We start from the raw sequence: 26,125 nt of genomic DNA, 5'->3' as shown, positions 1-26,125 counted from the left end.
TTACTCTCCTCGCTCAGACCGCTCCGCGATAATGCCGGATGCTTGTTCCTGCAGTATATGAATCAGGTTTTTGCTACGCGTATGCAAAGTCGCGAACAGTAACGTCATAGGAATCGCAACCACCAGACCCAGCACCGTTGTTACCAATGCCTGCGAAATACCGCCAGCCATTAGTTTCGGGTCGCCCGTACCAAATAAGGTAATAGCCTGGAAGGTATTGATCATACCGGTTACGGTTCCCAGCAGACCCATAAGCGGTGCGACTACTGAAATAATCTTAATAAACGTCAGGTTGCGGGTAATTTTAGGCACTTCGCGTAAAATACCTTCGCTAAGCTTCAATTCCAGGGTTTCAGTGTCAGCCTGCGGATACTTGTCTTTCAGCAACATCACTCGGCCCAGCGGGTTATCATCGCTCGGCTTATCTTTTTTCAGCTGACGCTTCACTTTATTGCCCAGCAGCATCAGCGAAACAAAGCGTTCCAGTGCAAACAGCAGGCCAATAGCACCCAGTGCTAAAATGATGTAACCAACGGTTCCGCCCTGATCAATACGCTCACTCAGGCTTGGCGCCTGAACTAACAGACTCAGAATTGAACCACCAGTGGGGTCAAGACCAAAAGTCACAATGCCGCTGTCGGTTTGCTGAATCTCTTCTGCGGTACTCAGGTAGCGGCCTGCTGGCTGACGTACCAGTTCGGCAACCGAACCGGTTTCACCCACTCGTTCCAGATATTTACCGTCTGCAACCAGGTTGAATGCACCGACACGAACCACTTCTTTTTCTGACTTGTCGCCGTTTGCCGCGGTAACCTGAGTGGTAAATTCAGCAACTTTACCGGATTCCGTCATTTCCTGTTGCAAGGCAAACCAGACGCTTTCTATGTCTTCAATAGAGGCCAGCTTAGACGAGGAACCCATGCGTTCAGCCAGTTCCGATAAATTCTCGGCACGCCCGGGATACTGAGCAGAAATAACCGAGTTATCAAAGTTACTTGAGGCGTCGTTAGCCACCTGTTGCAACACACCGAACAGTTCTTTCAGTGAACCCATGCGCTGCGTTAAAGTATCGCTCAAGTTACCCAAATCAACTTCATTCTGCTCGAACTGAGTTTCCAGTTGCTCCGCGCGCTGCTCCAGACGATTGCGCTCGGCAATGGCGTCTTCCAGCATCGCTTTTTGTTCTTGCTCTCTTTCACGAAAGCGCTGTTCACGTTCTTTGTTGTTCTCTGACTGCGAGAACTTGCCCTGCTGCAACTGCTGCAGAAGCTCATCTAAATTAATGGGTTCCTGCGGAACCGGTGCCGCCAAAGCTGCGGAAGAAGTGATGGCCAGTAGCGTTACTGAGAACCATTTTGCAATCTGCTTACTTAATCTCATGGCTATCATTCCTTATTGGCCGCTGCCGTTGTTAGAAGAACTGGTCGATTTATTCGCGAACAGCGGCATCATCAGTAAATCTGGCGCCAGCTGTTGTCTGGCAATACGAATGGCTTCGTCAATTTCAGGTAAGTGCTTACTATCAAGCTCTTCCCAGCTACGCGTTTGCTGGTTCCATAATCCCAAATGCTGACCGTCGCGGGTTTTGTAAATCAAAGCAACACGGCCAACACGCAGGAAGGTGACGTCTTGTTGCTGGCCATCTATTTCATGTTCGGCGGTATAGGCCTCAATGTTGCGACCGTAGTCAGCTTCTATTTGATAAGCTTCCATAACCCGACGGAACTTCTCAGAGACATCAACGTTGGCTCTTTCCATCAGGTCATTTAGCTGCTGTAAGCGTTCACTTCGCTCGGTCTGCAAAAACGGAACGTCTAACTCAACAAAAGACTCAAGCGAGTCAATCATCCGCAACATTAGCGGGGTAATTTGGCGCTCGACATAACTGACCTGATCAATAGAGTTATTAATGTCGCTTTTTTCACTTTCCTGGCTATCGATTTGCTGCTCGACTTGCGCGGTATAAACTTTTAATCCATCAATTTCTTTCATGATGCGTTTATACTGTTGCAGTCGTTCCTGCATATCATCGGAAATCTGGTCTATAGTCAGTTGCGACTGACGGGCAGATTCATTAATAGAGGATGCCTGCTCAACCACAGGTTCCAGTGTGTCCTGTTGCGAATAAGCCGGAGCCGCGACTAAGGCTGCAACAGCTAAAGCGCCAGCAGAAGTAATTAACTTCATAAGTTATGACCTTTGTGAATTAATTTGTGGCGACTTTAGTCACTTTTCGTGACAGCTTAATGACTGTAATATGTCATTTTTGTGTCAGTGCTTTTAATTGGCCGGATTGCTTTATTGCGTTATTTCAGTCAATGAATTAGTTTATCCCTATCTGTACAACTCGTTGACCTCAGTCTATGGCAATCAAAAGTATTTCATCCTCCTTATTAACTCGCGTGCTTTCCGTCTACTTTTTGTTGACGTTAATTGTGACCGCGATACAAATTGGGGCTGAATATTTTGATACTAAACGAGTACTGATTGCCGAGCTGCAGAACCAGCAAAGCACATTTAATGGCTCTTTGACGCGTTCGCTTTGGGAGTTCAACAGCAACCAGATTGATACCATTGCCGACGGCCTTATTAGTATTCCCGCTATTGCCGGTGTTCTTATCCGCGACGATGCCGGTAATATTTTGGTGCAGCTGGGCGAAACCACAGAAATGAGCGACTTGCCCGACGATAATAGCGAAGGTGCGTTGCTGCCTGAACGTAACGGCATTTTCGGCTACTACGATTCACTTATATTTGAATTTTCCGGTCATTCTACCAAAGTGGGTGATGTCAGTCTGTTCTCGACCCGCGACATTGCCATTGACCGTATTAAAGTGAGCCTTGGCTTTATTATCGGTAACGCCATTATTAAAAGTATCTTCCTTATTGTGCTTTTCACTATTGCCTTTAACCGCATGCTGAATAGGCCACTCAGTGACTTAACTCAGCAAATTAAAGGTTTCCGGCTGGATAACTTAGAACGCTCCAGAATTCGCTTAGCGGATCAGCACAACAATGAACTGGTGCTGGTAGAGCAGGCCTATAACCAACTGCTGGATAATATTGAGGAATATCAGTCCGATTTGGACCGTACCCAGAAGAAGCTCAAAGCGGCTAACCGTCAGTTGGACGAGCAAAATGCCATACTTGAGCAGGAAGTAGCGCGCAAAACCTCCAGTTTAAGTCAGGTTATGCTTGACCTTGAGCAACGTAAGAACGAGCTGGAAATGCGTCAGGAGAAACTGGAGCGCGAAGTTGGTCAGCGCCGCGCCATTGAAAATACATTACGTCAGTCTAACCAGCGGCTGGAGTCTTCGCTGAATAACTTGCGTGAAACTCAGCAGCAACTTATTGAATCAGAAAAAATGGCGTCGCTGGGTGGGCTGGTTGCCGGTATTACGCACGACGTGAATACGCCCATAGGCATTAGCGTTACAGCGTCCTCTTACTTACGCGAAAAACTCGACACTCTGGATCAGTCGCTGCTTAATAAAGAGCTGACGCAAACGCAGTTGAAGAAATTTATAGAGGAAGGTCGCGAAAGCCTTAACTTACTGGACAGCAACCTGCACCGCGCGTCTGATCTTATTAGTAGCTTTAAACAAGTGGCTGTCGACCAGGCGTCGGATGCGATCCGCGATATTAACCTGAAAAGTTATATCGAAGACTTAGTTCAGTCCTTGCAGCCTCACCTTAAAAAGACCAACCACCAGGTGCGTCTTGAGTGTGCCGACGACATTTTCATACGCTGCCCGGCGGGTGCGTTATCGCAAATTTTTACGAACCTGATTCTTAACTCGCTACGGCATGCCTTTGACGGCATTGACGAAGGCCTTATGACCATTTCCATCCGGCTCGATGGTGAAACCCTTAAGGTGCACTACTCTGACAATGGTAATGGTTTATCCGAAGCTCAGCTTAAGCGGTTATTCGACCCCTTCTTTACCACCAAAAGAGACCAGGGTGGCAGCGGCCTGGGTACACATATTGTCAGGAACCTGGTCACTCAGACTCTGTCTGGTGAAATCAGCGCGGAAAGTGAACCCGGTAAAGGTTTAAACTATTTCTTTTCATTTTCTGTACAGGTTTTAAACTGACAGCTCTGCCCTAACGGGCTACAATCCCTGCCCTTATTTTTGTTTTATTTGTTGCGACAGGAACAGCTTACCTATGTGGTTTAAAAATCTTCGTTTTTATCAATTCAGCGAAACCTTTTCCCTGCCAGATGATTTCTCTGAGCAATTAGCTGAGCACAGCTTTCACCCCTGTTCGCGTTCGGACCAAAGCTCATTTGGCTGGTCTTCGCCTTTTGGCGCAGACAATGAAGTACTGACTCACAGCCTGGGTAATTGCTGGTTGCTGTGTGCCAAACGGGAAGAAAAAGTACTTCCCAGCACGGTTGTTAACGCCCAGCTGGACGAAAAAGTACGCCAGATCAGTGAAGCCGAAGGCCGCTCGGTGCCGCGCAAAGAAAAACAAAACTTAAAAGAAGACTTAATTCACCAGCTTTTGCCACAGGCGTTCAGCCGTTTTCGCCAAAGCTGGGGTTACATCGACCTCGACCGCCAAATTATTGCTATTGATGAGTCAGCAGCCAATAAAGCCGAAGACTTTTTAGGTTTGTTGCGTGGTTCTGTCGGCTCGTTACCTGTGCGCCCGGTAAGCCCAAGTGACGCAGTTGAAACTTACCTTACGGCCTGGTTACAGAGTGCTGAATTACCGAATCCATTCGAGTTTGGCGACGAAGCAGAATTGCGTTCACCACAAGCGGACGGCGGCATTATTCGCTGCAAGCAGGAAGACTTAACCCGTGAAGACATTCAGGCACACCTGGCTGGTGGCAAGCAAGTCACTCGTTTAGGTCTGGTATGGCAGGAAAATTTAGAATTTATTATTGAATCGGATATGGCGTTAAAACGAGTCAAACCAACAGACCGTTTGCTCGACGCCAAAGACGATTTAGTTGACCCTAGCCCGGAAGAAAAAATCGACGCCGACTTTGCTCTGGTTAGCGCCGAAGTCGGGCTTCTGTTTGACGATTTAAAGAAAGCTTTTGGTTAAGACAGCAAGTCCAGCATTTGGCGGTAGGATTTCTGCACAGAGTCCTGCTGCCAAAAATCATCGGTCTTAATCACCCCCAGCATTTGATATTCAACCAGAGTCACACTGTCCTTGCCAGGCTTCACATTTCCGGTTAACAAAGCAGCCAAATGCACAATGTCACAATAGTTCACGGTAATTGCATCGCTTAAGCTCATTCTGCCGTTGTAATAGTGCAGCGGAACCTGCACCAGATTTGGCGTAAACTGCCAATAACTGAGAATATTACTGCCTAAAGTCGAGCTGAACTGGTTAATACACTCTTTAATAAAAGAAGGGTTGGCGAAGCTGTCTTCAAACTCATTCGCCATATGCAAAATTGGAGCAATGCCAATACGCGACACCATACCGGCTAATAGCGCAACGTCCTGATGCAGCCGATGACCAATGCCTCTGCGTTGTAAGTCCTCGGTTATAACAACGGCTGCCGCGGCAATTTCTCTGCTTTCGACAATAAACTGCTGAGAGAACATTTGCACTATGTCGTTACCCGGCTTGAATACCTGCTCCATCGCCATCGCTAATGCCAGTGTCCGAATGCGCCGCATACCAATACGAGTTAACGCCTGCATTAAACTTTCAGCTTTATTTCTACCGCCAAGGTAGGCACTGTTGGCCAGGCGAATAAGCCGCGCTGTCAACGCGATATCTTGCTGGATAATATGACTGAGGTCGTGCAGGTTGCAGTCTGGATCCATGGTTGCATTACGCACTTGCTCTGCCGTTTCGGGTAAGCCGGGAAGTTTTAGTTCATCACGTCTGAGTCGCTCGTCAATTAGCATGTATAGTGCATTTTGCGATGACATTTTATTTCCTTATTATTATGGTTTTCTTGCTTCTGAAAAAGCTTGGAAGTAGATTAACAGAACTTTACAACAACTCAATTTTTAGAAACCTCCTATTATGAAAAAAACACTTTTTAGCTTAGCACCACTTGCGCTGGTTTTAATGGGTTGCAGCGAGCCTCAAACCACAATACAAAGCCCTGATAGCGAACAAAAAGGTCACTACGAGTTAGTCGAGGGGACAGAACAAAGACTTGATATCTACACGCCCTACCAACTAAAAACAGACCTGTCGCACTTATCAGACGAGCAGAAAAAAATGGTTGGCTTACTCATAGACGCGTCAAAAATTATGGACAACCTGTTTTGGCAGCAAGCGTTTCCGGGTGATAAACAACAACTTTTAAACCAGGTTGAAGAAAAAGCCCGGGAGTTTACTGTTATTAACTACGGTCCGTGGGATAGGCTAAACAATAACCAGCCCTTCTTAACCGGTTTTGAAGACAAGCCTGCAGGCGCTAACTTTTACCCTGCCGACATGACCAAAACGGAATTTGAAAACGCCGAGCTTGCGGACAAAGACAGCTTATATACCTTGTTGCGTCGCGACGATGAAGGCGAATTGAAAACAGTAGCTTACTCAGAAGCTTATAAAGAGTCTTTAACTAAAGCTGCCGATTTACTCCGTGAAGCCGCCGAGTTAGCAGAAAACGAAGATTTCTCAGAGTACCTGCGTTTGCGCGCCGATGCCTTTTTAAGTAATGAATACCAGCCTTCCGATATGGCCTGGATGGACATGACAGGTAACGATATTGATGTGGTTATCGGTCCTATTGAGAATTACGAAGACCATTTATTTGGTTACAAAACCGCGTTTGAGTCTTATGTGTTAATAAAAGATAAAGCCTGGAGCCAGCGTCTGGAAAAATATGCTCAATACCTGCCTCAACTACAGGAAGGCTTACCGGTTGAGTCGGCATACAAAGCAGAAAAACCCGGCGCTAACGCTCAGCTAAACGCATACGATGTTGTGTACTACGCCGGTCATTCAAATGCCGGTAGCAAAACCATTGCCATTAACCTGCCTAACGACGAAGAAGTTCAGTTAGAAAAAGGCACACGTCGCCTGCAGCTTAAGAACGCTATGCAGGCTAAGTTCGATAAAATTCTGATGCCAATTGCCGAGCAACTCATTGTTCCAGAGCAACGTGAAGACATTACCTTTAACGCCTTTTTTGCTAACACCATGTTTCACGAAGTGGCGCACGGCTTAGGCATTAAAAATACTCTGAATGACAAAGGTACCGTGCGCTCAGCGTTAAAAGAACACGCTTCTGCTTTAGAAGAAGGTAAAGCCGATATTCTGGGTCTGTACATGGTGACTCAGTTATTCGAGCAAGGCGTTTTAGCCGAAGGCGAACTGAAAGACTACTACACCACTTTTATGGCCAGTATTTTCCGCTCCGTTCGTTTTGGTGCCTCAAGCGCACACGGCAAAGCCAACATGATCCGCTTTAACTACTTTGCCGACGCAGGTGCCTTTGAGCGTAACGCCAGCGGCCAGTACGCCATTAATATGGAAAAAATGCGTGGCGCCATGAACAGCCTGTCGGAAAAAATTCTGACACTACAAGGCGACGGTGACTACAACGGCGTAGCTGAACTAGTCGCAACGCTAGGCGTTGTCAGCCCACAACTAAAAGCCGACCTGGACAAACTAACCGACGCCAGCATACCGGTTGACGTCACCTTTGACCAGGGCAAAGAGGTACTGGGGCTTTAACTGGCCCCTCATGCGTAGCCTGACATTTATGTCAGGTGGGATGTTGGAGCTACCACAAATGCGTAAATAGTCCTCATCTCACCTGACGTAGAACGTCAGGCTACAAGGACGCCCGTGAATACATCCCTGTAGGGCTTGTGCAGCGCCATCCATGGCGCTGCACACCTCCACAGTAGCTCCAGTAGCCATCGGGCGCACTCGTGGCTCAACATCCCACCCAACACCAGTGGCAGATAGAGCCGGTTGCTCACTTGTAAGCGTTATGAGTGTTGAACCTCCTGTGTAGTAGCCTGATGCTATTGCATCAGGTGAGATAGTTGAACACCTCACCTGACGTAAAACGTCAGGCTACTTAGTCTCCGCCACAGGAGGTTTAATGCTCAAGCGAAACAAGTGACAACCGGCCCCTTATCACTGTTGCACCTTCTACATATTCGATCTAACATATATATGGAATATCGAATATATGGTGATACCCATGACCACGAAAGTTCTGTTTCTCTGTACCGCTAACTCGGCTCGCTCGTTAATGGCCGAAGCCATTTTGCGACAGTTTGGTAATGATGAGCTGGAAGTTTACAGTGCCGGCACTGAGCCCACTCAGCCTGAACCTAAAGCTATTGAAGCGCTGCAAGCCCTTGGGGTTAGTACCGAAGGATTAAGTTCAAAGACCATCTCAGATTTAAGCATTGACGAATTTGATTACGTTATCAGTTTGTGTGACCGCGCCCGCTCTGAATGCCAGCTACAATACAAAGAAAATCACTTTATAGCCTGGGACTTTCCCGACCCGGTAAACAGTAAAAAGCCCAATGCCTTTAAAAAAACTGCTCAGGAACTGAGTGAGCGTATAAAAATGTTTTTGCTCATTTTGCGCAAAGATAAGGGCAAGCCGCATTTATTTAATGCACCGGAAGACTTCTTCAAGATTATGGCAGACCCGCTACGCTTAGCCATGATAAGCCTGTTAGCAAAACACAAAGAACTTTGCGTGTGCGAGTTTGTTGATGCTACTGCCATGTCTCAGCCTAAGGTTTCGCGCCACCTGGCACAGCTACGCGAATATGGGTTGCTGATTGACCGCAAAGACCAGCGCTGGGTTTACTACCAGCTGAATCCGGCACTACCTGACTGGATGCGTAAAATTATTATCACCACCGCCGACTATAACCCCCAACTGATAAAGGACATCGATAATGGGTGTGTTTGAACGTTTTCTCTCTGCCTGGGTAGCCTTAGCTATTATTGCCGGAACCGCCCTGGGGAGCTTCTTTCCAAGCGCTTTCGAATGGCTTTCAGCTTTTGAGTTTGCTCAGGTTAATTTAATTATTGCAGTACTTATCTGGCTGATGATTTACCCCGTCATGGTGCAGGTTAACTTTGCTGCTATCACGCAAATAGCGAAAGAGCCCAAAGGTTTAATTCTGACGGTTGTCATTAACTGGCTGGTGAAACCTTTTACCATGGCGCTGGTAGGCTGGTTATTCTTCAAAGGTATATTTGCCGACTTTATTGAGCCCGAAACCGCAAATGAATACCTGGCCGGAGTCATTTTATTAGGCGTTGCGCCCTGTACTGCCATGGTTTTTATCTGGAGCCAGCTGACCAAAGGCGATGCCAACTACACGCTGGTACAGGTGTCGGTTAACGATATTATTATGATTTTCGCGTTTGCGCCCATTGCGGCCTTGTTACTCGGTGTTACCGATATCATTGTGCCCTGGCAAACCCTGCTATTAAGCGTTGGTCTTTACGTTATTGCCCCGTTGATTGCCGGATTTATAACGCGTCAGTACATCACCCGCTCAAATTCAGACAGTAATAGAGCACTCGCGAACTTTGATCAGAACATGAAACCCTGGTCAATTGTGGGCCTGCTTCTGACTGTAGTGCTGTTATTTGGTTTTCAAGCCGAAGTTTTGCTCAGCCGTCCGCTGGATATCGCAATGATTGCTACGCCATTATTGGTACAGACGTACGGCATTTTTGCTATTACCTTTATTATTGCGTTACTCATTAAGCTGCCTCACCGCATAGCGGCTCCGGCCTGCTTAATTGGTACCTCAAACTTTTTCGAGTTAGCAGTAGCCGTAGCTATTTCACTATTTGGTTTGCAGTCCGGCGCAGCGCTAGCCACGGTTGTTGGCGTGCTGGTAGAAGTACCGGTGATGCTCTCATTAGTCTGGTTCGCGAATAAAACCAAACACTGGTTTGCATCAAGTTAAGGCGTGGAGTGATAAGCGCAAAAACCCTTTAGATATGGGAGGGGGAGTTTGTTGTCTTGTAAGCGTTATGAGTGTTGCGCCCCCTATGGTGGAGTGTCGAAGGCCAAGGATGGCCTTCGTCAAGCCCTCATGGATGAGCTTGTAGCGTCTCCGCCATAGGGGGCGCAATGCTCAAGCGAAACACGACAGCAAACTCCCCCCGAGCCCAAAAGCAGGCAGGTAATAGATACACAAAAGGAGTCTTTTATGACGATTAAGGTTGGAATTAACGGTTTGGGTCGTATTGGCCGTTTGGCGCTTCGCGTGGCATGGGAAAACCCTGACCTGGAGATTGTTCAGGTGAATGATCCCGGCGCTGATGCGGCTACTTTTGCACACTTGCTGAACTTTGACTCGGTGCATGGTCGTTGGGGTTATGAAGCCGAAGGTCAGGACAATACCATTCAAATTGGTGATGAACGCATAGCTTTCACTCAACACAAAACCATTGCTGACAACGACTGGAGTAGTTGTGATGTGGTTCTGGAAGCCTCCGGCAAGATGAAAACAGTGAAAGTGCTCAACGACTACCTGGCACAGGGCGTTAAGCGTGTGGTGGTATCAGCTCCGGTCAAAGAGTCCGGTGCTCTGAACATTGTTTTGGGCGTTAATGATCACCTTTACGATCCTGAAAAACATCAAATACTCACCGCCGCGTCCTGCACCACCAACTGTCTGGCACCTGTGGTCAAAGTACTGCAGGACAAAATTGGTATTAAGCACGCGTCTATTACCACCATTCATGATTTGACCAATACACAGACCATTCTGGACGCGCCGCACAAAGACTTACGTCGTGCCCGTGCCTGCGGCATGAGCTTAATTCCTACATCCACCGGTTCAGCAACCGCCATTGTGGAAATCTTCCCGGAGCTGAAGGACAAAATTGACGGCCACGCAGTACGTGTACCTTTAGCAAACGCGTCATTAACCGACTGCGTGTTCGAGGTGAAAAAACCCACCAGTGTGGAAGAAATTAATGGCTGGATGAAAGAGGCAGCCGAAGGCGAACTCAAAGGCATTCTTGGCTATGAAGATCGTCCGTTAGTGTCGATAGATTACAAAACCGACCCTCGCTCCAGCATTGTGGATGCACTATCGACCAAGGTTATTAACGGCACACACGTGAAAATTTATGCCTGGTACGATAACGAGTGGGGTTATGCAAACCGTGCGGTTGAACTGGTCGAAAAGGTTGGCTAATGCTGAGTCAGCTGTCACCGGCGATACGCCAATACCTGATTGTTACGGGTAACTACTGGGCTTTTACCCTGACTGACGGCGCGCTGCGCATGCTGGTGGTGCTGCATTTCCACCAGTTGGGTTACAGTGCGTTGGAAGTGGCTATGTTGTTCCTGTTCTACGAGTTTTTCGGCATAGTCACTAACTTATTTGGTGGCTGGCTGGGGGCTCGTTGGGGGCTCAATCGCACCATGAACATTGGGCTTGGCATACAAATTGTGGCACTCGCCATGCTGCTGGTACCCGCTTCAATGCTAACCGTAGTCTGGGTGATGGCGGCTCAGGCGCTGTCTGGTATTGCCAAAGATCTCAATAAAATGAGCGCCAAAAGCACCATTAAACTGCTGGTGCCGGACGACAAACAGGGTCAGCTGTATAAGTGGGTCGCCATACTCACTGGCTCAAAAAACACCTTAAAAGGCGTTGGATTTTTCCTCGGTGGCTTGTTGCTTACGTTAATTGGCTTCCAGGGTGCAGTGCTGGCCATGGCTGTTATGCTCAGCCTGGTCTGGGTAGCCAGTTTAATTTTCCTGAAAAAAGAGTCGGGCAAGGCAAAGTTCAAACCCAAATTTAAGGACATTTTATCGAAAAGCCGGCCTATCAATATTTTATCGGGGGCTCGTTTCTTACTCTTTGGTGCCCGCGATGTCTGGTTTGTGGTGGCCTTACCGGTATTCTTAGCCAGCCAGCTGGACTGGAACCACTGGCAGGTCGGCAGCTTTTTAGCCTTGTGGGTTATTGGCTATGGTTTTGTACAAAGCGTTGCCCCTAAATTCACCAAAACGGGCAATGATGTACCGAAAACTCAGGCCGTGATATGGAATGCGCTACTGACTATTAGCCCTCTAGGACTTGCTCTGGCACTTTGGCAAGACTTACCCGTTACCCAGAGCATTATTATTGGCTTAGGACTGTTCGGCATTCTGTTTGCCATTAATTCGTCGCTACATAGTTACCTTATTGTCTCTTACTCACGCGCCGACGGTGTGTCTTTGGACGTAGGCTTTTACTACATGGCCAACGCAGCCGGACGTCTATTGGGTACCGTTTTATCCGGTTGGGTGTATCAGCAATGGGGGCTGGTTGCCTGCCTAATGATATCAACACTGTTATTGCTATTATCCACGGCTGCAATTAGCTTTTTGCCCGAGCGGGAACAGCATCGCGTCTGATAAGTCGTAGTCTGACATTCATGTCAGGTCAGATATCGTACCTGACATGAATGTCAGGCTACACCGATGTGGAAATCACTTGTAGTTGGCACATTTTATGCTAAAATTCGCGCTCTTTTTTTGACCAGCCTCAAACCATAAGGAGCCACCTACGTGCTGACGCGTATTACGCCACCCTAGCCGTCACTTTCCTATCACAGGTGCGCAGTAGGCTGTTCACTGCTTTTCTGGCCATTCCGGCCACTTTATATTTACGTTTAAAATTTGGTGTTATCTATCTATGTTGAAGTCTATCCAGCAGAACTGGTTTTCTAATATACGTGGTGATTTGTTGTCAGGTATTGTGGTCGCATTAGCGCTTATTCCTGAAGCTATCGCATTCTCTATTATCGCTGGCGTTGACCCGAAAGTGGGCCTGTATGCCTCTTTCTGTATTGCCGTTGTTATTGCCTTCACCGGCGGTCGTCCGGGGATGATATCTGCCGCAACCGGCGCCATGGCATTGCTGATGGTGACGCTGGTCAAAGAGCATGGGCTTGAATATCTTCTGGCAGCAACCCTGTTAACCGGTGTACTACAAATTATTGCCGGTTATCTCAAGCTGGGTGAATTCATGCGCTTTGTGTCGCGCTCGGTGGTCACCGGTTTTGTGAACGCTCTGGCTATTTTAATTTTTATGGCGCAGCTGCCGGAGCTGACAAACGTCACCTGGCATGTCTACGCAATGACAGCTGCTGGCCTAGCCATTATTTACGGCTTCCCTTACATACCTTTCATTGGAAGAATACTGCCGTCGCCGCTCATCTGCATTGTCACTTTGACCGTTGTTGCGGTTTTCTTAGAAATGGACATTCGCACCGTTGGTGATATGGGTAAATTGCCGGACACCTTGCCTATTTTCCTATGGCCTGACGTTCCGTTAAACTTCGAAACCTTAGCTATTATCTTCCCTTACTCGGCGGCACTTGCGGTTGTGGGCATTCTGGAGTCATTAATGACAGCGACTATCGTTGACGACTTAACCGATACCCCCAGCGACAAAAACCGCGAATGTAAAGGTCAGGGCATTGCTAATATAGGGTCAGGTTTGCTCGGTGGTATGGCCGGTTGTGCTATGATTGGCCAATCCATTATTAACGTGAAATCGGGCGGTCGTACACGGTTGTCTACATTAGTTGCCGGTATCTTTCTGCTGATTATGGTTCTGGTGCTGGATAAACTGCTGGTACAAATCCCCATGGCGGCGTTGGTTGCCGTAATGATCATGGTCTCTATAGGTACCTTTAGCTGGAGTTCCATTAAGAACTTAAAGAAACATCCGCTGTCCACCAATATTGTCATGGTTACGACAGTTGCAGTCGTTGTTGCAACCCATAACCTGGCTTATGGTGTATTGGTTGGTGTGCTGTTGGCTGCCATGTTCTTTGCTAACAAAATTGGACACTACCTGTACATTAAGTCAGAGATTGACTCTGACGGCATAAAACGCACTTATCGGGTCATTGGTCAGGTATTTTTCAGCTCATCTGAAAAGTTTCTTGGCGCATTTGATTTCAAAGAAGGGGTTGAGCAGGTTGTAATCGACCTCAGTCAGGCCCATTTCTGGGATATCACCGCCGTTGATGCACTTGACCGTGCTGTGGTGAAGTTCCGCCGTGAAGGTGCGGAAGTAGACGTCATAGGGCTTAACGAAGCCAGCGCGACTATCGTTGACCGCTTTGGCGTACATGATAAGCCCGACGCTGTTGATAAACTGATGGGCGGCCACTAATGGAAAAGGATTCAATAATGAAACATGTTGTTGCTTGTATTGACGGTTCTGCGTCAACTCAATCTGTTTGTGATTACGCCAGTTGGGCGGCCTTACGTTTACAAACGCCATTGACGCTTTTTCATGTTCTGGACGAAGCACGTTACCCGACCGAAACTAATATGACCGGGAACATAGGCTTAGGCAGCCGGGAAGCTTTGCTTGAACAACTAGCAGAACTTGACCAGCAACGCAGCAAATTGGCCTTAGAGCAAGGCCATCACATGTTGGAAAGCGCAAAATTGCGCGCCGCTCAAAGTGGTATTGAACAGGTTAATTTACGCCAGCGACACGGCGATCTGGCGGAATCCTTGTTAGAAATAGAGGATTCCATGAGACTGCTTGTTATGGGTCTTCATGGCGAAGAAACGACCCGTACCAACCGTGTCGGAAGCCAACTCGAAACCGTTGTAAGAACCATGCACAGACCGATTCTGGTCGCACCTGAGGAATTTACCGAGCCAAAAAATGTGATGTTAGCATTCGACGGCAGTGACTCCTCCCGTAAAGGCATTCGCATGCTTGCAGAAAGTCCGATTTTCAGAGGCCTTCCGTTACATTTGGTTATGGTCGGCGCTGATACAAACGACAGTCGTGCATCCATCGAAGCGGCATCTAACCACTTGCGAGAGCTGGGACATGACTCGCGGTTTGAAATACGCTCGGGCGAAGTTGAGCCTGCACTTCATGCGTACCAGGCAGAACACAATATTGATCTTCTGGTCATGGGGGCTTATGGTCACTCGCGTATTCGTCAGTTTTTAGTAGGCAGCACCACAACCAGCCTGCTACAGACAACTAACTCCGCTTTATTGCTGCTACGTTAATTGCAGCAAACAAGACGATTTCAAGGAAAATAACATGACGCCAGACTGGGAAGAGTTTGACCTCGATGACCGCTTAATAGCGGTTCTTCGCGATGCCGAACTGAACAAACCAGCAAAAGTACAACAGCAAAGTATTCCTGCCGCCCTTGATGGTCGCGACTTACTGATTAGCGCACCAACAGGAACAGGTAAAACTTTGGCTTTCCTGCTGCCGGCACTGCAGCATTTGCTGGATTTCCCGCGTCAGCAACCGGGACCAGCTCGTATACTGGTGTTGGCACCAACGCGCGAACTGGCTGAACAAATTCATGAACAGGCTAAACAGTTTGAAAGCAAAACCGGATTAACCTCTGTGGTTGTCACCGGCGGCATCAACTATGGTTCGCAACTGTCGGTATTAGAAAAGACTCACGACATACTGGTAGCAACACCCGGCCGACTCATGGATTTGCTCGAAGCCGAGCAATACAACCTGGAAGGCATTGAGTGGCTCATTATTGATGAAGCCGACCGTATGCTGGATATGGGGTTTGCAGCAACGGTCAAAGAAATGGCTCTGCAGGCACGTCATCGCCAGCAGTCGTTGTTACTTTCGGCAACATTAAACAGCTCTGGCGTTATCAAGTTTTCCCGCGAGTTATTAACCGAACCCGAGTACATTGATGTGCAGCCTCCCAAACGTGAGCGCGGTAAAATTCTTCAATGGGTTCATTTAGCCGATACCGATGAACATAAACGCAAACTGCTAATGAATGTGCTTCAGACCCATCCTGGACGACAGTTTGTCTTTGTCAGAACACGTGAACGCGTGGAGCTTATTGCTAACTTTCTGCGCAGCCAGTTTGGTACCGGCCGTAAAATTGTGACGCTACGGGGCGATATGCCACAAAGCGATCGTCAGCGCATTATGAACGAGCTTAAGCAAACTCAGGACATTACCTTAGTAGCTACTGATATTGCAGCGCGAGGGCTGGATGTAGACGACATTACCGTAGTGGTTAACTACGACTTACCTAAGCAGGCCGATGTTTATCTGCACCGTATTGGACGCACAGCCCGCGGCGGACAAAAAGGAACGGCTATATCACTGGTAGAAGCGCACGATGCTTTATTACTGGGGCGTGTCGAGCGTTACCTGGACGCCAAACTCGACAGACGAACAATTGAAGGATTAAAGCCTCAATATAAGTTTCCGTCGACAGAAAAGTCCCGCTCAAAGAAAAAAGTGAAGAAGAAAACGGATAAAAAGAAGAAGTCGCGTTAACGCGGCTTCTTGCTTAGTAAGTGGTGCAAAATAAAGTAAGCAACAACCCCACTGGCATCGGCCAACCAATCGTAAACATCAGCGCTACGCCCGGGCGCATAAGACTGGGCTATTTCTATTAATAAGCCATAACAAACCAGAATTAGTAACGACAGTTTAGCTGACAAGGCAAACGCTCTGTGAAAGGTCAGGGCCAGAACAAAGAAGATGCCAAAATGAACCAGCTTATCCAGGTGCGGAATGCTCTGAGCTCCGGTACTTGGAAACTGCCACAAAAAGAGAAAGGTGGCTGTTGATAACACAACAAAAAATAGGGCTCTTGCCAGCATAGTCTACTTCTCTCTAAATTAGGGCTTATAAACCGATACGTTGTTATAGCCATTTTCGTGCAATAACAAAGCCTGCATCCGGCTCATAATGCCTTGGTCACAGTACAGCAAGTATTCCCGGCTTTGATCCAGTTCAGCAAACTGAGAGGCTAATTTGAAAAATGGAATTTCAATAACCTCAACTTCTACTGACAAGGGTGCTGCTTCAATTTCTTCATCGTTTCGAATATCTATGATGGTTGTGTCGCTACTGAGTTCCGTTGTGGTATCCGGCAGCGCCAGCTCTGCGTCCGTTTGCGTCGCTATATCCTGCATGCTCAGTACGTTTGACGCCCGTACCACCTGATCCAGTAAATCTTTGTTAAGCTTCGCTTCTTCGGCTTCGATAACCGCCGGAATGGCTTTCACTGTCGGCTTATTAGAAATAACGCCACAATATTCAGGAATGGATTTAGCCAATGGCTCGGTGCCGATGCGCTTTGCCTCATCCACAATTTCCTGCTTGTCTTTGGTTATTAGCGGACGTAAAACCAATGCCGATGTAGCCTGATCAATTACCCTCAGGTTAGACAGAGTCTGGCTGGATACCTGCCCCATAGCTTCACCGGTGACCAACGCCTGCGCTTTTACATAACGAGCAACTTTATCCGCAGCCCGCAGCATTTGCCGTTTTAACACCACGCCCATCTGACCGTTATCCACGTTTGTCAGAATGTCATCAACAATAGGGGCAAAATCAACACTGATAAACTTAATGGGGTGCGAGGAGCTGTAGCGCTTCCACAAATAATAAGCTATTTGACGCACTGCCACTTCATGGGCGTCACCACCTAAATTAAAAAAGCAAAAGTGAGTTCGCGCACCGCGCCGGATAAAATCATAGGTTGCAACGCCGGAATCGAAACCACCACTTAACAATGACAGTACGGTTTCCTGAGTAGGAATAGGAAAACCACCTAAGCCATTAATTCGTTCCCCCACCAGGTGCACAATCTGGTTGGTAATTTGCAGCGCAATGTCCAGGTCCGGGTTAGAGAGGTTTACAGAAGTATCAGGAACACGTTCCAGCAAATAGCCGCCGACGTAACGTTCTAGCTGTTGTGAGCTGAACTCGTGATTACCTTTGCGCTTAACCCGCATAGCAAAGCTTTTACCCGGCAAGCGCTTTAACCAATGCTCACCAACCAGCTCGGCAACCGCATCAAAATCGGTTAGGGGCTGTTCTATAACTTCGGCAAACCAGGAAATACCAGGGGTGTTTTGCAAAATTTCTTTGATTTCACTACGTACCTTTGAGTCGTCACCATCAGCGGACACTTCGATGCGATCCCACAGCCATTTAACGTATACCGAGTCGTCAACCGGAGCCAGTATTTTACGCAGGTTATTGGTCAGTACTTTACCGTAACGCTTACGAACAGAACGGCTTTTAATGGTAATTTCAGCGTGCAGGCGAACAACAAACTTCATAGCAAAATCGTCAAGTCTTTAGGAAAGTGGGCAATTATACGTGTCCTGCCCGGCAGAAACCAGCGCTCAGTCGATAACATCAACCGGGTCAGATTCTGCCGCTTTACCTTGCATTATCGATATTTCAACACGACGGTTTCGCTTGCGGTTTTCTTCCGAGTTATTCGGCACCAATGGCTTAGTATCCGAGTAGCCCATAACCACCAGACGATCTTCGCTAAAGTCATCCACTTTCAGCATCTCTTCTGCAACCGCAACCGCTCGCTTACTGGAAAGATCCCAGTCCGATGAGTAGATTTCCGATACCAGTTTTTCATTATCACTGTGGCCAGAAATAGTGACCTCACCCGGAATATCTTTCAGTGCCCCGGCAACCTGCTGAATAATAGGCCGGAACTGCGGCTGTAAAAATGCCGAACCTTCAGGAAATGAGCCTTGTTCACGTATGCGAATAATAATTTGCTGACCGTGCTGCTCAAGCTCAATAGTGCCGGCTTTAATCTCATTCTCAAGCTGCCGCTCGATACGACGCATAAGCTCCTTAGATACCTGCGTCATAGCCTCAGTGTTTTCTGCTTCTGCTTCTTTTTGGTCGTCTGCGCTGTCGGACTCCTGACCGCCCCGCTCGGTTTGCTGACCACCGGCAAAGTCGGACTCACCTTCCTGAAATTCCAGCATCTGCTGCGTCATTTCTACGGTCTGCTGCTGGATAGTTTCAATGGGCGTTGGCTCTGGCCGCCCGGGACGGAACTCCTGAGCGATAACACTGGTACCTTTAGGAATGTCTTTGACTTCAATTTTATTTTGCACACCTAAAGCGTACTTCATTGAACCGGCTATTTGCTTAAACTTCAGCACGTCCATTTCGGAGAAAGCCAATAACAGCACGAAGAAGCACATGAGCAAGGTCATGAGATCGGCAAAGGTTGCCATCCACATCGGCAATCCCGGGGGCGGACAGTTGCAGTCCTCTTCTTCTTCGTCTCTGACTTTCTCTGAGGCCATAACTACTCGTCCTCATCCTCGTTACCAATACGCTTAGATTCAGCTAAGTAATTACGTAAAATGCCTTCAATGACACGAGGGTTCTGACCGTCCTGAATACCTAAAATGGCGTCCAGTATCAGTTGACGGTTCAGCTTTTCCTGTTCGGCTCGTAACAACAACTTATTCGCAATAGGAATAGCAATAACGTTGGCTAAAAAGGCACCATAAAGGGTTGTTAACAAAGCAACGGCCATAGCTGGTCCTATCGCTTTCGGGTCATCCATATTAGACAGCATCGCAACCAGACCAATCAGGGTACCAATCATACCCATAGCCGGGGCGACATCGCTCAGTATTTTAAATACCCGGGCACCCTCTTCGTGGCGGGCAAAACTCATCTTTATGTCTTTTGACAAGGTTTGGCGGACAACTTCGGCATCGTGGCCATCAACCAGCATGTCTACGCCTTTACGAAAAAACTTATTCGGAATTTCCGCTTCTTCAAGCGCCAGAAAGCCACCTTTACGCGCCGAGTCAGCCATTTCCACAGCCGTGTCGATAAGCTCTTGCGGGTGTTCAATTTTAAAGAAAAACGCCTTAACGACCACTTTCCCCGTGCCCAGAAACTGGCCCAGAGAAAAGTTCGCTAAGGTTATAAATAATGAACCGCCGAATACGATAAAGAATGAGCGAGTATCCAGAAACAGACCAATATCCCCACCCAGAACCATAGCAACAATGACAAAGCCAACGGCACCGATAATTCCTACGAGCGTTGCTATATCCACTCAGCCTTCCTCCCCGATTTGAGTTTTCATTTATGCTGCTGTGCTCATTCTTAAACAATCGCGCCGCGCTTACAAGCGACATCTGTTCATCTTACACAGGAATAATGAGATCATCGGCTGACATTCCGGATTCTTTATCGGATAATTAGCTTTCATTCTATTAGCAATGCGGCTCATCAAAGATATTAAGGCAGACTCAGCTATGGCAGACGAACAGAAACAGCAATCCTTTGAACAGGCTCTTGAGCAGTTAGAACAACTGGTTAATGAGCTGGAGCAAGGCGATTTACCGCTTGAGCAATCGCTGAAAAAATTTGAGCAAGCCATTGCCTTGTCACGCTCCAGCCAGCAACAACTGCAACAAGCTGAACAAAAAGTAACAACTTTGTTGGCTGAGCAGCAATCTGGAAATGATGAAAGCAATGGAGAACTGATGTGACGATTAACTCGTTAACAGCAGCAACACGAGAACAAGTCGATACCTTCCTACAGCAAACGCTGGCGCAGTTAACCCTGAACCCGCGGCTGAGCCAGGCCATGCAGCACGGAGTGTTAATGGGCGGAAAACGTATTCGCCCCTATCTGCTGATGACCGTTGCCAACATTTGTGGCGCCAATAAGAATGACGCTCTGCAAGCCGCTGCCGCTGTTGAGTTGATACATGCTTATTCTTTAATTCATGACGACTTGCCAGCAATGGATGATGACGATTTACGCCGTGGTCAGCCAACTTGCCACATTGCTTACGACGAGGCGACAGCGATTTTAGCCGGAGATGCGCTACAGACACTGGCTTTCGAAGTCTTAACCGAAAACCGTATGGAGCGGTTGCCCAGTGAACGGCAGTTGCAATTGGTTCAGGTACTGGCTAAAGCCAGCGGTGCCCGCGGAATGTGTGCTGGTCAGGCAATAGACTTACAGGCGACAGCTAAAATCGTCACTGAAGACGCACTAGAACAAATGCATTTAAGTAAAACCGGCGCGTTGATAACCGCCGCCGCCACTATGGGGGTATTGTGCGGTAACGACAATGCACAACAATGGCGGGAAAAGTTTGAGCAGTTCGCTCATTATCTGGGGCTGGCATTTCAAGTACAGGATGATATCCTCGACGTAACAGGTAATACTGAAGCTCTGGGCAAACCTCAGGGATCAGATACCGCATCTGAAAAATCAACTTACGTGCGTTTGCTCGGTATTGAAGGTGCTCAGCAACGCCTGCAAAACTTACACCATAAAGCACTACAGTCGTTAAGCGATATCCCTTACAATACAGACAGACTTGAACAATTTTCCGACTTGCTGTTAAAGCGGGACCACTAACTGAATGACTCAACAATATCCGTTACTTGATAAAATTAATTCCCCCGCTGACCTGCGCCGTTTACCACGGACGCAATTACCGGAACTGTGCGCAGAAATCAGACAGTTTTTGTTGACCTCAGTAAGCCAAAGCAGCGGCCACCTGGCGTCAGGTTTAGGCACCGTAGAGCTGACAGTTGCCCTGCATTATGTGTATCACACACCAGAGGACAAGCTGGTATGGGACGTTGGCCATCAGGCTTACCCGCACAAAATTCTGACAGGCCGTAAACAACGGTTGCACTCTATTCGTCAAAAAGACGGGCTTCACCCTTTCCCCTGGCGTGAAGAAAGTGAATACGATGTGCTTTCAGTCGGGCATTCAAGTACCTCTATATCAGCAGCGTTAGGCATGGCGGTAGCAGCACAAAGACAAAGCCTGCGGCAGAAAGTCGTCTCTATTATCGGTGACGGTGCAATGACCGCCGGTATGGCCTTTGAAGCCATGAATCATGCGGGTGATATAAAACCGGACATGCTGGTTGTGCTAAACGACAATGACATGTCGATTTCAGAAAACGTTGGTGCTCTGAACCATCATTTCGCCCGCTTATTGTCTGGTCGCTTTTATACCTCGCTGCGCGAAGGCAGCAAAAAACTACTCAGCCCGCTGCCTCATATTCGCCATTTTGCCAGCCGTGCCGAAGAGCACATGAAGGGCATGATGGCACCGGGCACCATTTTCGAAGAGCTGGGGTTCAATTATATAGGCCCGATAGACGGCCATGATGTCGATACGCTGGTTGATACGTTATCGAACATGCGCGGTTTAGGTGGCCCACAATTGCTGCACATTGTCACGCAAAAAGGTAAAGGTTACCGACCTGCAGAAAAAGATCCTATTGGTTACCATGGTGTGCCTAAATTTGATCCCACAGAGTCCAGCCTGCCTGAAAAAGCACCGGGCATTCCCAGCTATTCTGAGGTTTTTGGGCAGTGGCTGTGCGATACCGCTAGTAATGACAAGTCACTCATGGCAATAACACCGGCCATGCGTGAAGGCTCTGGTATGGTGAAGTTTTCACAGCAATTTCCACAACAGTACTTTGATGTAGCTATTGCTGAGCAGCACAGTGTAACTTACGCAGCGGGCCTGGCTATTTCAGGACTGAAACCGGTTGTCGCCATTTACTCCACCTTTTTACAACGCGGTTATGATCAGCTTATTCACGATGTTGCTTTGCAAAACCTTGATGTGCTCTTTGCCATTGACCGTGCCGGTATTGTCGGTGCCGATGGCCCCACTCACCAGGGCGCATTTGACTTAAGTTACCTTCGTTGCATACCGAATATGGTGGTAATGGCTCCCAGCAATGAGCAAGAATGTCTGGACATGCTAACCACGGGGTACGAGTACAAAGGCCCGGCTGCGGTTCGTTACCCCCGTGGAGCCGGCGTTGGTCTGGAGCTGCGTCAGGGTAAAGTTATTGATATAGGGAAAGCTCAAACCCTTACTGAAGGGCAGAATATTGCTTTCCTTAATTTTGGTACCCTGCTGCCTGAAGTAGAAGCGGCGGCAGCCAAATTTAATGCAACCGTTGTCGATATGCGTTTCGTAAAACCTCTGGACACCGTTTGTCTGGACCAGTTAATGGCAACCCATTCAGTGCTCGTAACCGTAGAAGAAAACGTCATAGCAGGTGGCGCAGGCAGTGCCGTGAGCGAATACGTAGCCCAACACAAAGCAAGCCCGCAAGTGTTAACAATAGGCTTACCGGACGAGTTTATTAAACATGGTTCGCAAGGTGAAGTTCGTGCCGAACTGGGTCTGGATGCCGCAGGTATTGAGCGGCAGGTGAATGACTTTGTTAAGAAAAGCTGAAGTATGACAAGGTCAGGTTTGCTTTAGCCCAGCAGACCTGACAACCACCAGCCTAAATGCAGTAATACCGCCGAGAAAATACCTGCCAGCACGTCATCCATCATAATACCGTTGCCGCCACTTAGTTTTTTATCTGCCCAGCCAATTGGCCCGGGTTTCCAGATGTCAAAAATGCGAAACAACACAAAGGCCGCCAGCAACCAAAAAGGCTCTACAGGCAGTGCGAACATAGCTACGGCATAGCCAACTATCTCATCCCAGACAATTGAAGGGTGATCGTGCTCACCCATGGCCTTAGCCGTATACTGACATATCCAAATACCGGCCAGCGTCATTACCACCAGAGCCAGCAGGTATTCCCACCAGTTAAGTTGAGCTAATAGAAAAACAACCGGAATACCAATAAGTGTTCCAAAGGTACCAGGAGCTTTAGGGGCGAGACCTGAGCCAAAACCCAACGCAAGCCAGTGTACGGGGTTAAACCATGATAGTTTCGCATGAGACATGGGCTTGCGGCTCCTTAAGCGTCTTATTTAGTAGCTTCGTTCTGCGGAAAGTGATTAAAGCTGCTATAACCCTCAGCCAGCAACCAGTCTTCACCATTATAGCGCAGCTGAATGTCACCGGGCTCACCATTCGCTACGCGACCAATACATACCGGTCGGGTCTTAAGGTGCGTGGTTAAGGTTTCCATACGGCCCCGATGTTCCTCAGGCAAGGTAAAGCAAAGCTCGTAGTCGTCTCCGGCAGTCAAAGCTAAAGCCAGTGCGTCATCCACCTTAAGAGTTTCGGTTAACGCCAGTGACAGTGGCAGCTTTTCCAGCTGCAGTTGCGCCTGAGTGCCGGCTTCTGTCATTAAATGTCTTAAATCGGCCAGCAGACCATCAGAAACATCAATGCAGGAACTTGCGACGCCTCGCAGACTCTGGCCCAAAGCAACTCTGGGAGTGGGATAATGCAGGCGTTCTATTACCTGCTGCAAGTGACGACCGGTTGTACTGACTTTATTTTGTGTAACCTGCAAGCCTAAACCCGCGTCGCCTAAAGAGCCGCTGACATAAATCCAGTCGCCCGCCTTGGCACCGGAACGCGGTATCGCGCTACCCGAGGGTAGTTGTCCGTGAGCCGTAATGGTTATTGTCAGCGGACCTTTGGTTGTGTCACCGCCAATTAACTGACAATCGTAATAACTGCAAATTTCATCCAGACCACCACTAAATTCCTGTAGCCAGTCTTCATCCATACGCGGAAGCGTCAAAGCCAGATTAATCCAACATGGCTGAGCGCCCATAGCCGCTAAGTCGCTTAAATTCACGGCAACACTTTTATGACCAATAGCTCGTGGTGGCGTGGTCGTGTCAAAATGCACACCTTCTACCAGTGTATCAGTAACAATGACCAGATCATGCTCAGGCATTGGCCGGACAACAGCCCCGTCATCCCCAATACCCATAGCAACATCGCCCCGTTTTGCGGAGCGATGAGTGAAGTATTCATTAATGAGCGAAAATTCATCGCGGGGCATAAGTTACTGCCTGGTTGGGCGGAAAGTGTCTACTGCTTTATCGAGTACGCCATTGACAAAGCGATGACTTTCGTCGGCACCGAAAGATTTAGCCAGTTCTATAGCTTCGTTAATAGCTACTTTATACGGTACATCAACGCGCTCACGCAACTCGTAAGCGGCCAGCCTTAAAACGGCCAATTCAATAGGGTCAAGTTCTTTAATAGGTCGGTCTAAAAACGGTTCCAGCGCTTCATCCAGTGTCCGGTAATGCCCGCCAACACCACGCACTAACTCTAAAAAGTAGTCAACGTCCACTTTGCTGGTGTCATTTTCCGTTAAAAATTGCGCCTCAATATCGCTAAAGCTGTTTTGCGATAGCTGCCATGAGTAAATTGCTTGCACGGCCAACTTGCGGGCCTTTCTTCTTGCTGCGGGTTTCATTTGAAGTATCTCAGAGTTGTTTCAGTACATTGACCATTTCAAGCGCGCTTAATGCGGCTTCCGAGCCTTTATTTCCGGCTTTAGAGCCACTGCGCTCAATGGCTTGTTCCAGCGTATCTGTGGTAATAACACCAAATGCGACAGGTAAATCAAACTCGGTCGCAACCCGGCCTAAACCGCTATTACATTCACCAGCAACAAACTCGAAGTGTGGTGTACCACCGCGAATAACCGCGCCGACCGCAATAATTGCGTCGTATTTACCAGAACTGGCCAGACGTTTCGCTGTTACCGGCATTTCATAAGCGCCGGGAACTCGCACCACGGTTATGTCGTCGTCCGCCACTTCACCATAATGCTTTAATGTCTGCACAGCGCCGTCTAATAAGCTTTCAACCATAAAATGGTTAAAGCGAGAAACGATAATGGCAAACTTTTTACCAGCCGCGTTTATTCCACCTTCAATTACCTGCATGAGTTTTCCTTATTAACCGTTCGTTAATTGCGCGCGATCATAGCACAATGTGGGGCTATTTGCGTGAAATTGAGTAGGAGAAATATCTTTCCTGGGCATCTAAATCACGACCCAGCGAGCGGGCACTGCTACTTTCCAGTAGCTGCAAAGCTGTTTCGTTATTTTCTGATACCGGAAACAACACTTGTCGCCAGGGCCAACTTGCTTCCAGCCAGTCTTGTAAAAGCACAAAAAAATCATTATGCAAATTATCGTCAACGGCCGATTCTAAAAGCCACCAACTGACTTCGGCATTATACGCGTTACGTGGAATGCCATTTTTTTCTTGTCTACTAGCAGCCACAGGTACCATATACATAGCGCCAATAATGGACTTATCTGCCTTATCAATCACCAAATACGTAAAGGCTGTTTGAGCTTTCGCCTGCTTCAGATGGTAATTCACCATAGTTTCATTTTGCTGAGGGGTGCTTTTTCCTGACGGCCAGGACCAGCCCAGACGCTCATAAAGCCACTTCTGCGACGTCATATAACTGTGGAAGAAACGGTCAGTATCGGAGCTTTCAATGGGTCGAATAATTAAGCTGTTACCCTCGGCATATTCAGGAACAGTCCATTCTTTTTGCCAGAAGTCTGCCGCTGCTGCCGCATTAACTAGCGGCAGTATTAACAGGAACAGAAAACTGCGAAGAAGCAT

Annotated in this window: 25 protein-coding genes; 13 read left to right on the top strand and 12 right to left on the bottom strand. The window is 48.0% G+C overall.

The window, feature by feature from the left end:
• Both ACN0RF_RS06440 and ACN0RF_RS06435 read right to left on the bottom strand, forming a co-directional pair.
• Positions 1–1,380: a MotA/TolQ/ExbB proton channel family protein gene (locus ACN0RF_RS06440; protein ID WP_011235346.1), complete on the bottom strand. Its 1,380-nt coding sequence runs from the start codon at positions 1,378–1,380 to the stop codon at positions 1–3.
• A gap of 12 nt (positions 1,381–1,392) precedes the next feature.
• Positions 1,393–2,187 carry a DUF3450 domain-containing protein gene (locus tag ACN0RF_RS06435; RefSeq protein ID WP_417438434.1) on the bottom strand — a complete coding sequence of 265 codons (795 nt, stop codon included), beginning with the start codon at positions 2,185–2,187 and terminating at the stop codon, positions 1,393–1,395.
• A gap of 176 nt (positions 2,188–2,363) precedes the next feature.
• Between ACN0RF_RS06435 and ACN0RF_RS06430 the strand changes: the two genes are divergently transcribed.
• Both ACN0RF_RS06430 and rdgC read left to right on the top strand, forming a co-directional pair.
• Positions 2,364–4,097, top strand: a complete 1,734-nt coding sequence (locus tag ACN0RF_RS06430) for an ATP-binding protein (RefSeq protein WP_417438433.1) — start codon at positions 2,364–2,366, stop codon at positions 4,095–4,097.
• A gap of 73 nt (positions 4,098–4,170) precedes the next feature.
• Positions 4,171–5,061, top strand: a complete 891-nt coding sequence (gene rdgC, locus ACN0RF_RS06425) for a recombination-associated protein RdgC (protein WP_034822272.1) — start codon at positions 4,171–4,173, stop codon at positions 5,059–5,061.
• On the opposite strand, the gene ACN0RF_RS06420 is transcribed toward rdgC, so the two are convergent.
• Positions 5,058–5,906 (bottom strand): HDOD domain-containing protein, encoded by an 849-nt coding sequence (locus ACN0RF_RS06420; protein WP_417438432.1) that lies wholly within the window; start codon positions 5,904–5,906, stop codon positions 5,058–5,060. The genes rdgC and ACN0RF_RS06420 overlap by 4 nt on opposite strands.
• 97 nt (positions 5,907–6,003) lie before the next feature.
• Between ACN0RF_RS06420 and ACN0RF_RS06415 the strand changes: the two genes are divergently transcribed.
• The 8 genes from ACN0RF_RS06415 to srmB all read left to right on the top strand — a co-directional run bounded on the left by ACN0RF_RS06415 (position 6,004) and on the right by srmB (position 16,247).
• On the top strand, positions 6,004–7,668 hold the full coding sequence (locus tag ACN0RF_RS06415) for a dipeptidyl-peptidase 3 family protein (protein ID WP_417438431.1): 1,665 nt from the start codon (positions 6,004–6,006) through the stop codon (positions 7,666–7,668).
• Positions 7,669–8,146: 478 nt separating this feature from the next.
• Positions 8,147–8,878 carry a metalloregulator ArsR/SmtB family transcription factor gene (locus ACN0RF_RS06410; protein WP_417438430.1) on the top strand — a complete coding sequence of 244 codons (732 nt, stop codon included), beginning with the start codon at positions 8,147–8,149 and terminating at the stop codon, positions 8,876–8,878.
• Positions 8,865–9,893: an ACR3 family arsenite efflux transporter gene (gene arsB, locus ACN0RF_RS06405; protein ID WP_417438429.1), complete on the top strand. Its 1,029-nt coding sequence runs from the start codon at positions 8,865–8,867 to the stop codon at positions 9,891–9,893. Before ACN0RF_RS06410 ends, arsB begins: the two co-directional genes overlap by 14 nt.
• 246 nt (positions 9,894–10,139) lie before the next feature.
• Positions 10,140–11,135, top strand: a complete 996-nt coding sequence (locus tag ACN0RF_RS06400; RefSeq protein ID WP_417438428.1) for an ArsJ-associated glyceraldehyde-3-phosphate dehydrogenase — start codon at positions 10,140–10,142, stop codon at positions 11,133–11,135.
• Positions 11,135–12,346: an organoarsenical effux MFS transporter ArsJ gene (gene arsJ / locus ACN0RF_RS06395; protein ID WP_417438427.1), complete on the top strand. Its 1,212-nt coding sequence runs from the start codon at positions 11,135–11,137 to the stop codon at positions 12,344–12,346. The genes ACN0RF_RS06400 and arsJ overlap by 1 nt, the downstream gene beginning before the upstream one ends.
• Before the next feature lie 280 nt (positions 12,347–12,626).
• Positions 12,627–14,117, top strand: a complete 1,491-nt coding sequence (locus tag ACN0RF_RS06390; protein WP_417438426.1) for a SulP family inorganic anion transporter — start codon at positions 12,627–12,629, stop codon at positions 14,115–14,117.
• A gap of 17 nt (positions 14,118–14,134) precedes the next feature.
• Positions 14,135–14,983 (top strand): universal stress protein, encoded by an 849-nt coding sequence (locus ACN0RF_RS06385; RefSeq protein ID WP_417438425.1) that lies wholly within the window; start codon positions 14,135–14,137, stop codon positions 14,981–14,983.
• A gap of 34 nt (positions 14,984–15,017) precedes the next feature.
• Positions 15,018–16,247, top strand: coding sequence for an ATP-dependent RNA helicase SrmB (srmB, locus tag ACN0RF_RS06380; protein WP_417438423.1), 1,230 nt, complete (start codon positions 15,018–15,020; stop codon positions 16,245–16,247).
• Here srmB and ACN0RF_RS06375 read toward each other — a convergent pair.
• The 4 genes from ACN0RF_RS06375 to pomA form a co-directional block, all read right to left on the bottom strand.
• Positions 16,244–16,576, bottom strand: a complete 333-nt coding sequence (locus ACN0RF_RS06375) for a VanZ family protein (protein WP_417438422.1) — start codon at positions 16,574–16,576, stop codon at positions 16,244–16,246. The genes srmB and ACN0RF_RS06375 overlap by 4 nt on opposite strands.
• Positions 16,577–16,594: 18 nt before the next feature.
• Positions 16,595–18,046, bottom strand: a complete 1,452-nt coding sequence (gene thiI, locus ACN0RF_RS06370) for a tRNA uracil 4-sulfurtransferase ThiI (protein ID WP_417438421.1) — start codon at positions 18,044–18,046, stop codon at positions 16,595–16,597.
• 66 nt (positions 18,047–18,112) lie between these two features.
• Entirely contained in the window at positions 18,113–19,051 is a 939-nt protein-coding gene (locus ACN0RF_RS06365) for a flagellar motor protein MotB (RefSeq protein WP_273025208.1), read from the bottom strand.
• Positions 19,052–19,053: 2 nt separating this feature from the next.
• The gene (pomA, locus tag ACN0RF_RS06360) at positions 19,054–19,821 is read right to left on the bottom strand and encodes a flagellar motor protein PomA (protein WP_417438420.1); all 768 of its coding nucleotides are present in this window, start codon (positions 19,819–19,821) and stop codon (positions 19,054–19,056) included.
• A 202-nt stretch (positions 19,822–20,023) separates the two neighbouring features.
• Here pomA and ACN0RF_RS06355 point away from each other — a divergent pair, with 202 nt between their 5' ends.
• The 3 genes from ACN0RF_RS06355 to dxs are packed head-to-tail and all read left to right on the top strand — an operon-like array spanning position 20,024 to position 23,005.
• Entirely contained in the window at positions 20,024–20,260 is a 237-nt protein-coding gene (locus tag ACN0RF_RS06355; RefSeq protein WP_011235364.1) for an exodeoxyribonuclease VII small subunit, read from the top strand.
• On the top strand, positions 20,257–21,144 hold the full coding sequence (locus ACN0RF_RS06350; protein ID WP_110014129.1) for a polyprenyl synthetase family protein: 888 nt from the start codon (positions 20,257–20,259) through the stop codon (positions 21,142–21,144). Before ACN0RF_RS06355 ends, ACN0RF_RS06350 begins: the two co-directional genes overlap by 4 nt.
• A 4-nt stretch (positions 21,145–21,148) precedes the next feature.
• The gene (dxs, locus tag ACN0RF_RS06345; protein ID WP_417438419.1) at positions 21,149–23,005 is read left to right on the top strand and encodes a 1-deoxy-D-xylulose-5-phosphate synthase; all 1,857 of its coding nucleotides are present in this window, start codon (positions 21,149–21,151) and stop codon (positions 23,003–23,005) included.
• A 23-nt stretch (positions 23,006–23,028) separates the two neighbouring features.
• Here dxs and ACN0RF_RS06340 read toward each other — a convergent pair whose 3' ends face one another.
• The 5 genes from ACN0RF_RS06340 to ACN0RF_RS06320 are packed head-to-tail and all read right to left on the bottom strand — an operon-like array spanning position 23,029 to position 26,125.
• The gene (locus ACN0RF_RS06340) at positions 23,029–23,511 is read right to left on the bottom strand and encodes a phosphatidylglycerophosphatase A (RefSeq protein WP_417438418.1); all 483 of its coding nucleotides are present in this window, start codon (positions 23,509–23,511) and stop codon (positions 23,029–23,031) included.
• Positions 23,512–23,534: 23 nt separating this feature from the next.
• Positions 23,535–24,530, bottom strand: coding sequence for a thiamine-phosphate kinase (gene thiL, locus ACN0RF_RS06335; protein WP_417438417.1), 996 nt, complete (start codon positions 24,528–24,530; stop codon positions 23,535–23,537).
• 3 nt (positions 24,531–24,533) lie between these two features.
• A complete protein-coding gene (nusB, locus tag ACN0RF_RS06330; RefSeq protein ID WP_011235369.1) occupies positions 24,534–24,953 on the bottom strand; it encodes a transcription antitermination factor NusB in 420 nt (139 codons plus the stop codon).
• 10 nt (positions 24,954–24,963) lie between these two features.
• On the bottom strand, positions 24,964–25,428 hold the full coding sequence (gene ribE / locus ACN0RF_RS06325; RefSeq protein WP_011235370.1) for a 6,7-dimethyl-8-ribityllumazine synthase: 465 nt from the start codon (positions 25,426–25,428) through the stop codon (positions 24,964–24,966).
• 55 nt (positions 25,429–25,483) lie between these two features.
• On the bottom strand, positions 25,484–26,125 hold the full coding sequence (locus ACN0RF_RS06320; RefSeq protein ID WP_417438416.1) for a GNAT family N-acetyltransferase: 642 nt from the start codon (positions 26,123–26,125) through the stop codon (positions 25,484–25,486).

The organism is Idiomarina sp. (genome assembly GCF_048260185.1).
In the GTDB taxonomy this organism is placed as follows: Bacteria; Pseudomonadota; Gammaproteobacteria; order Enterobacterales; family Alteromonadaceae; genus Idiomarina.
The sequence above is the reverse complement of the archived record's forward strand: the minus strand, read 5'-3'. Positions and strand labels throughout refer to the sequence as shown.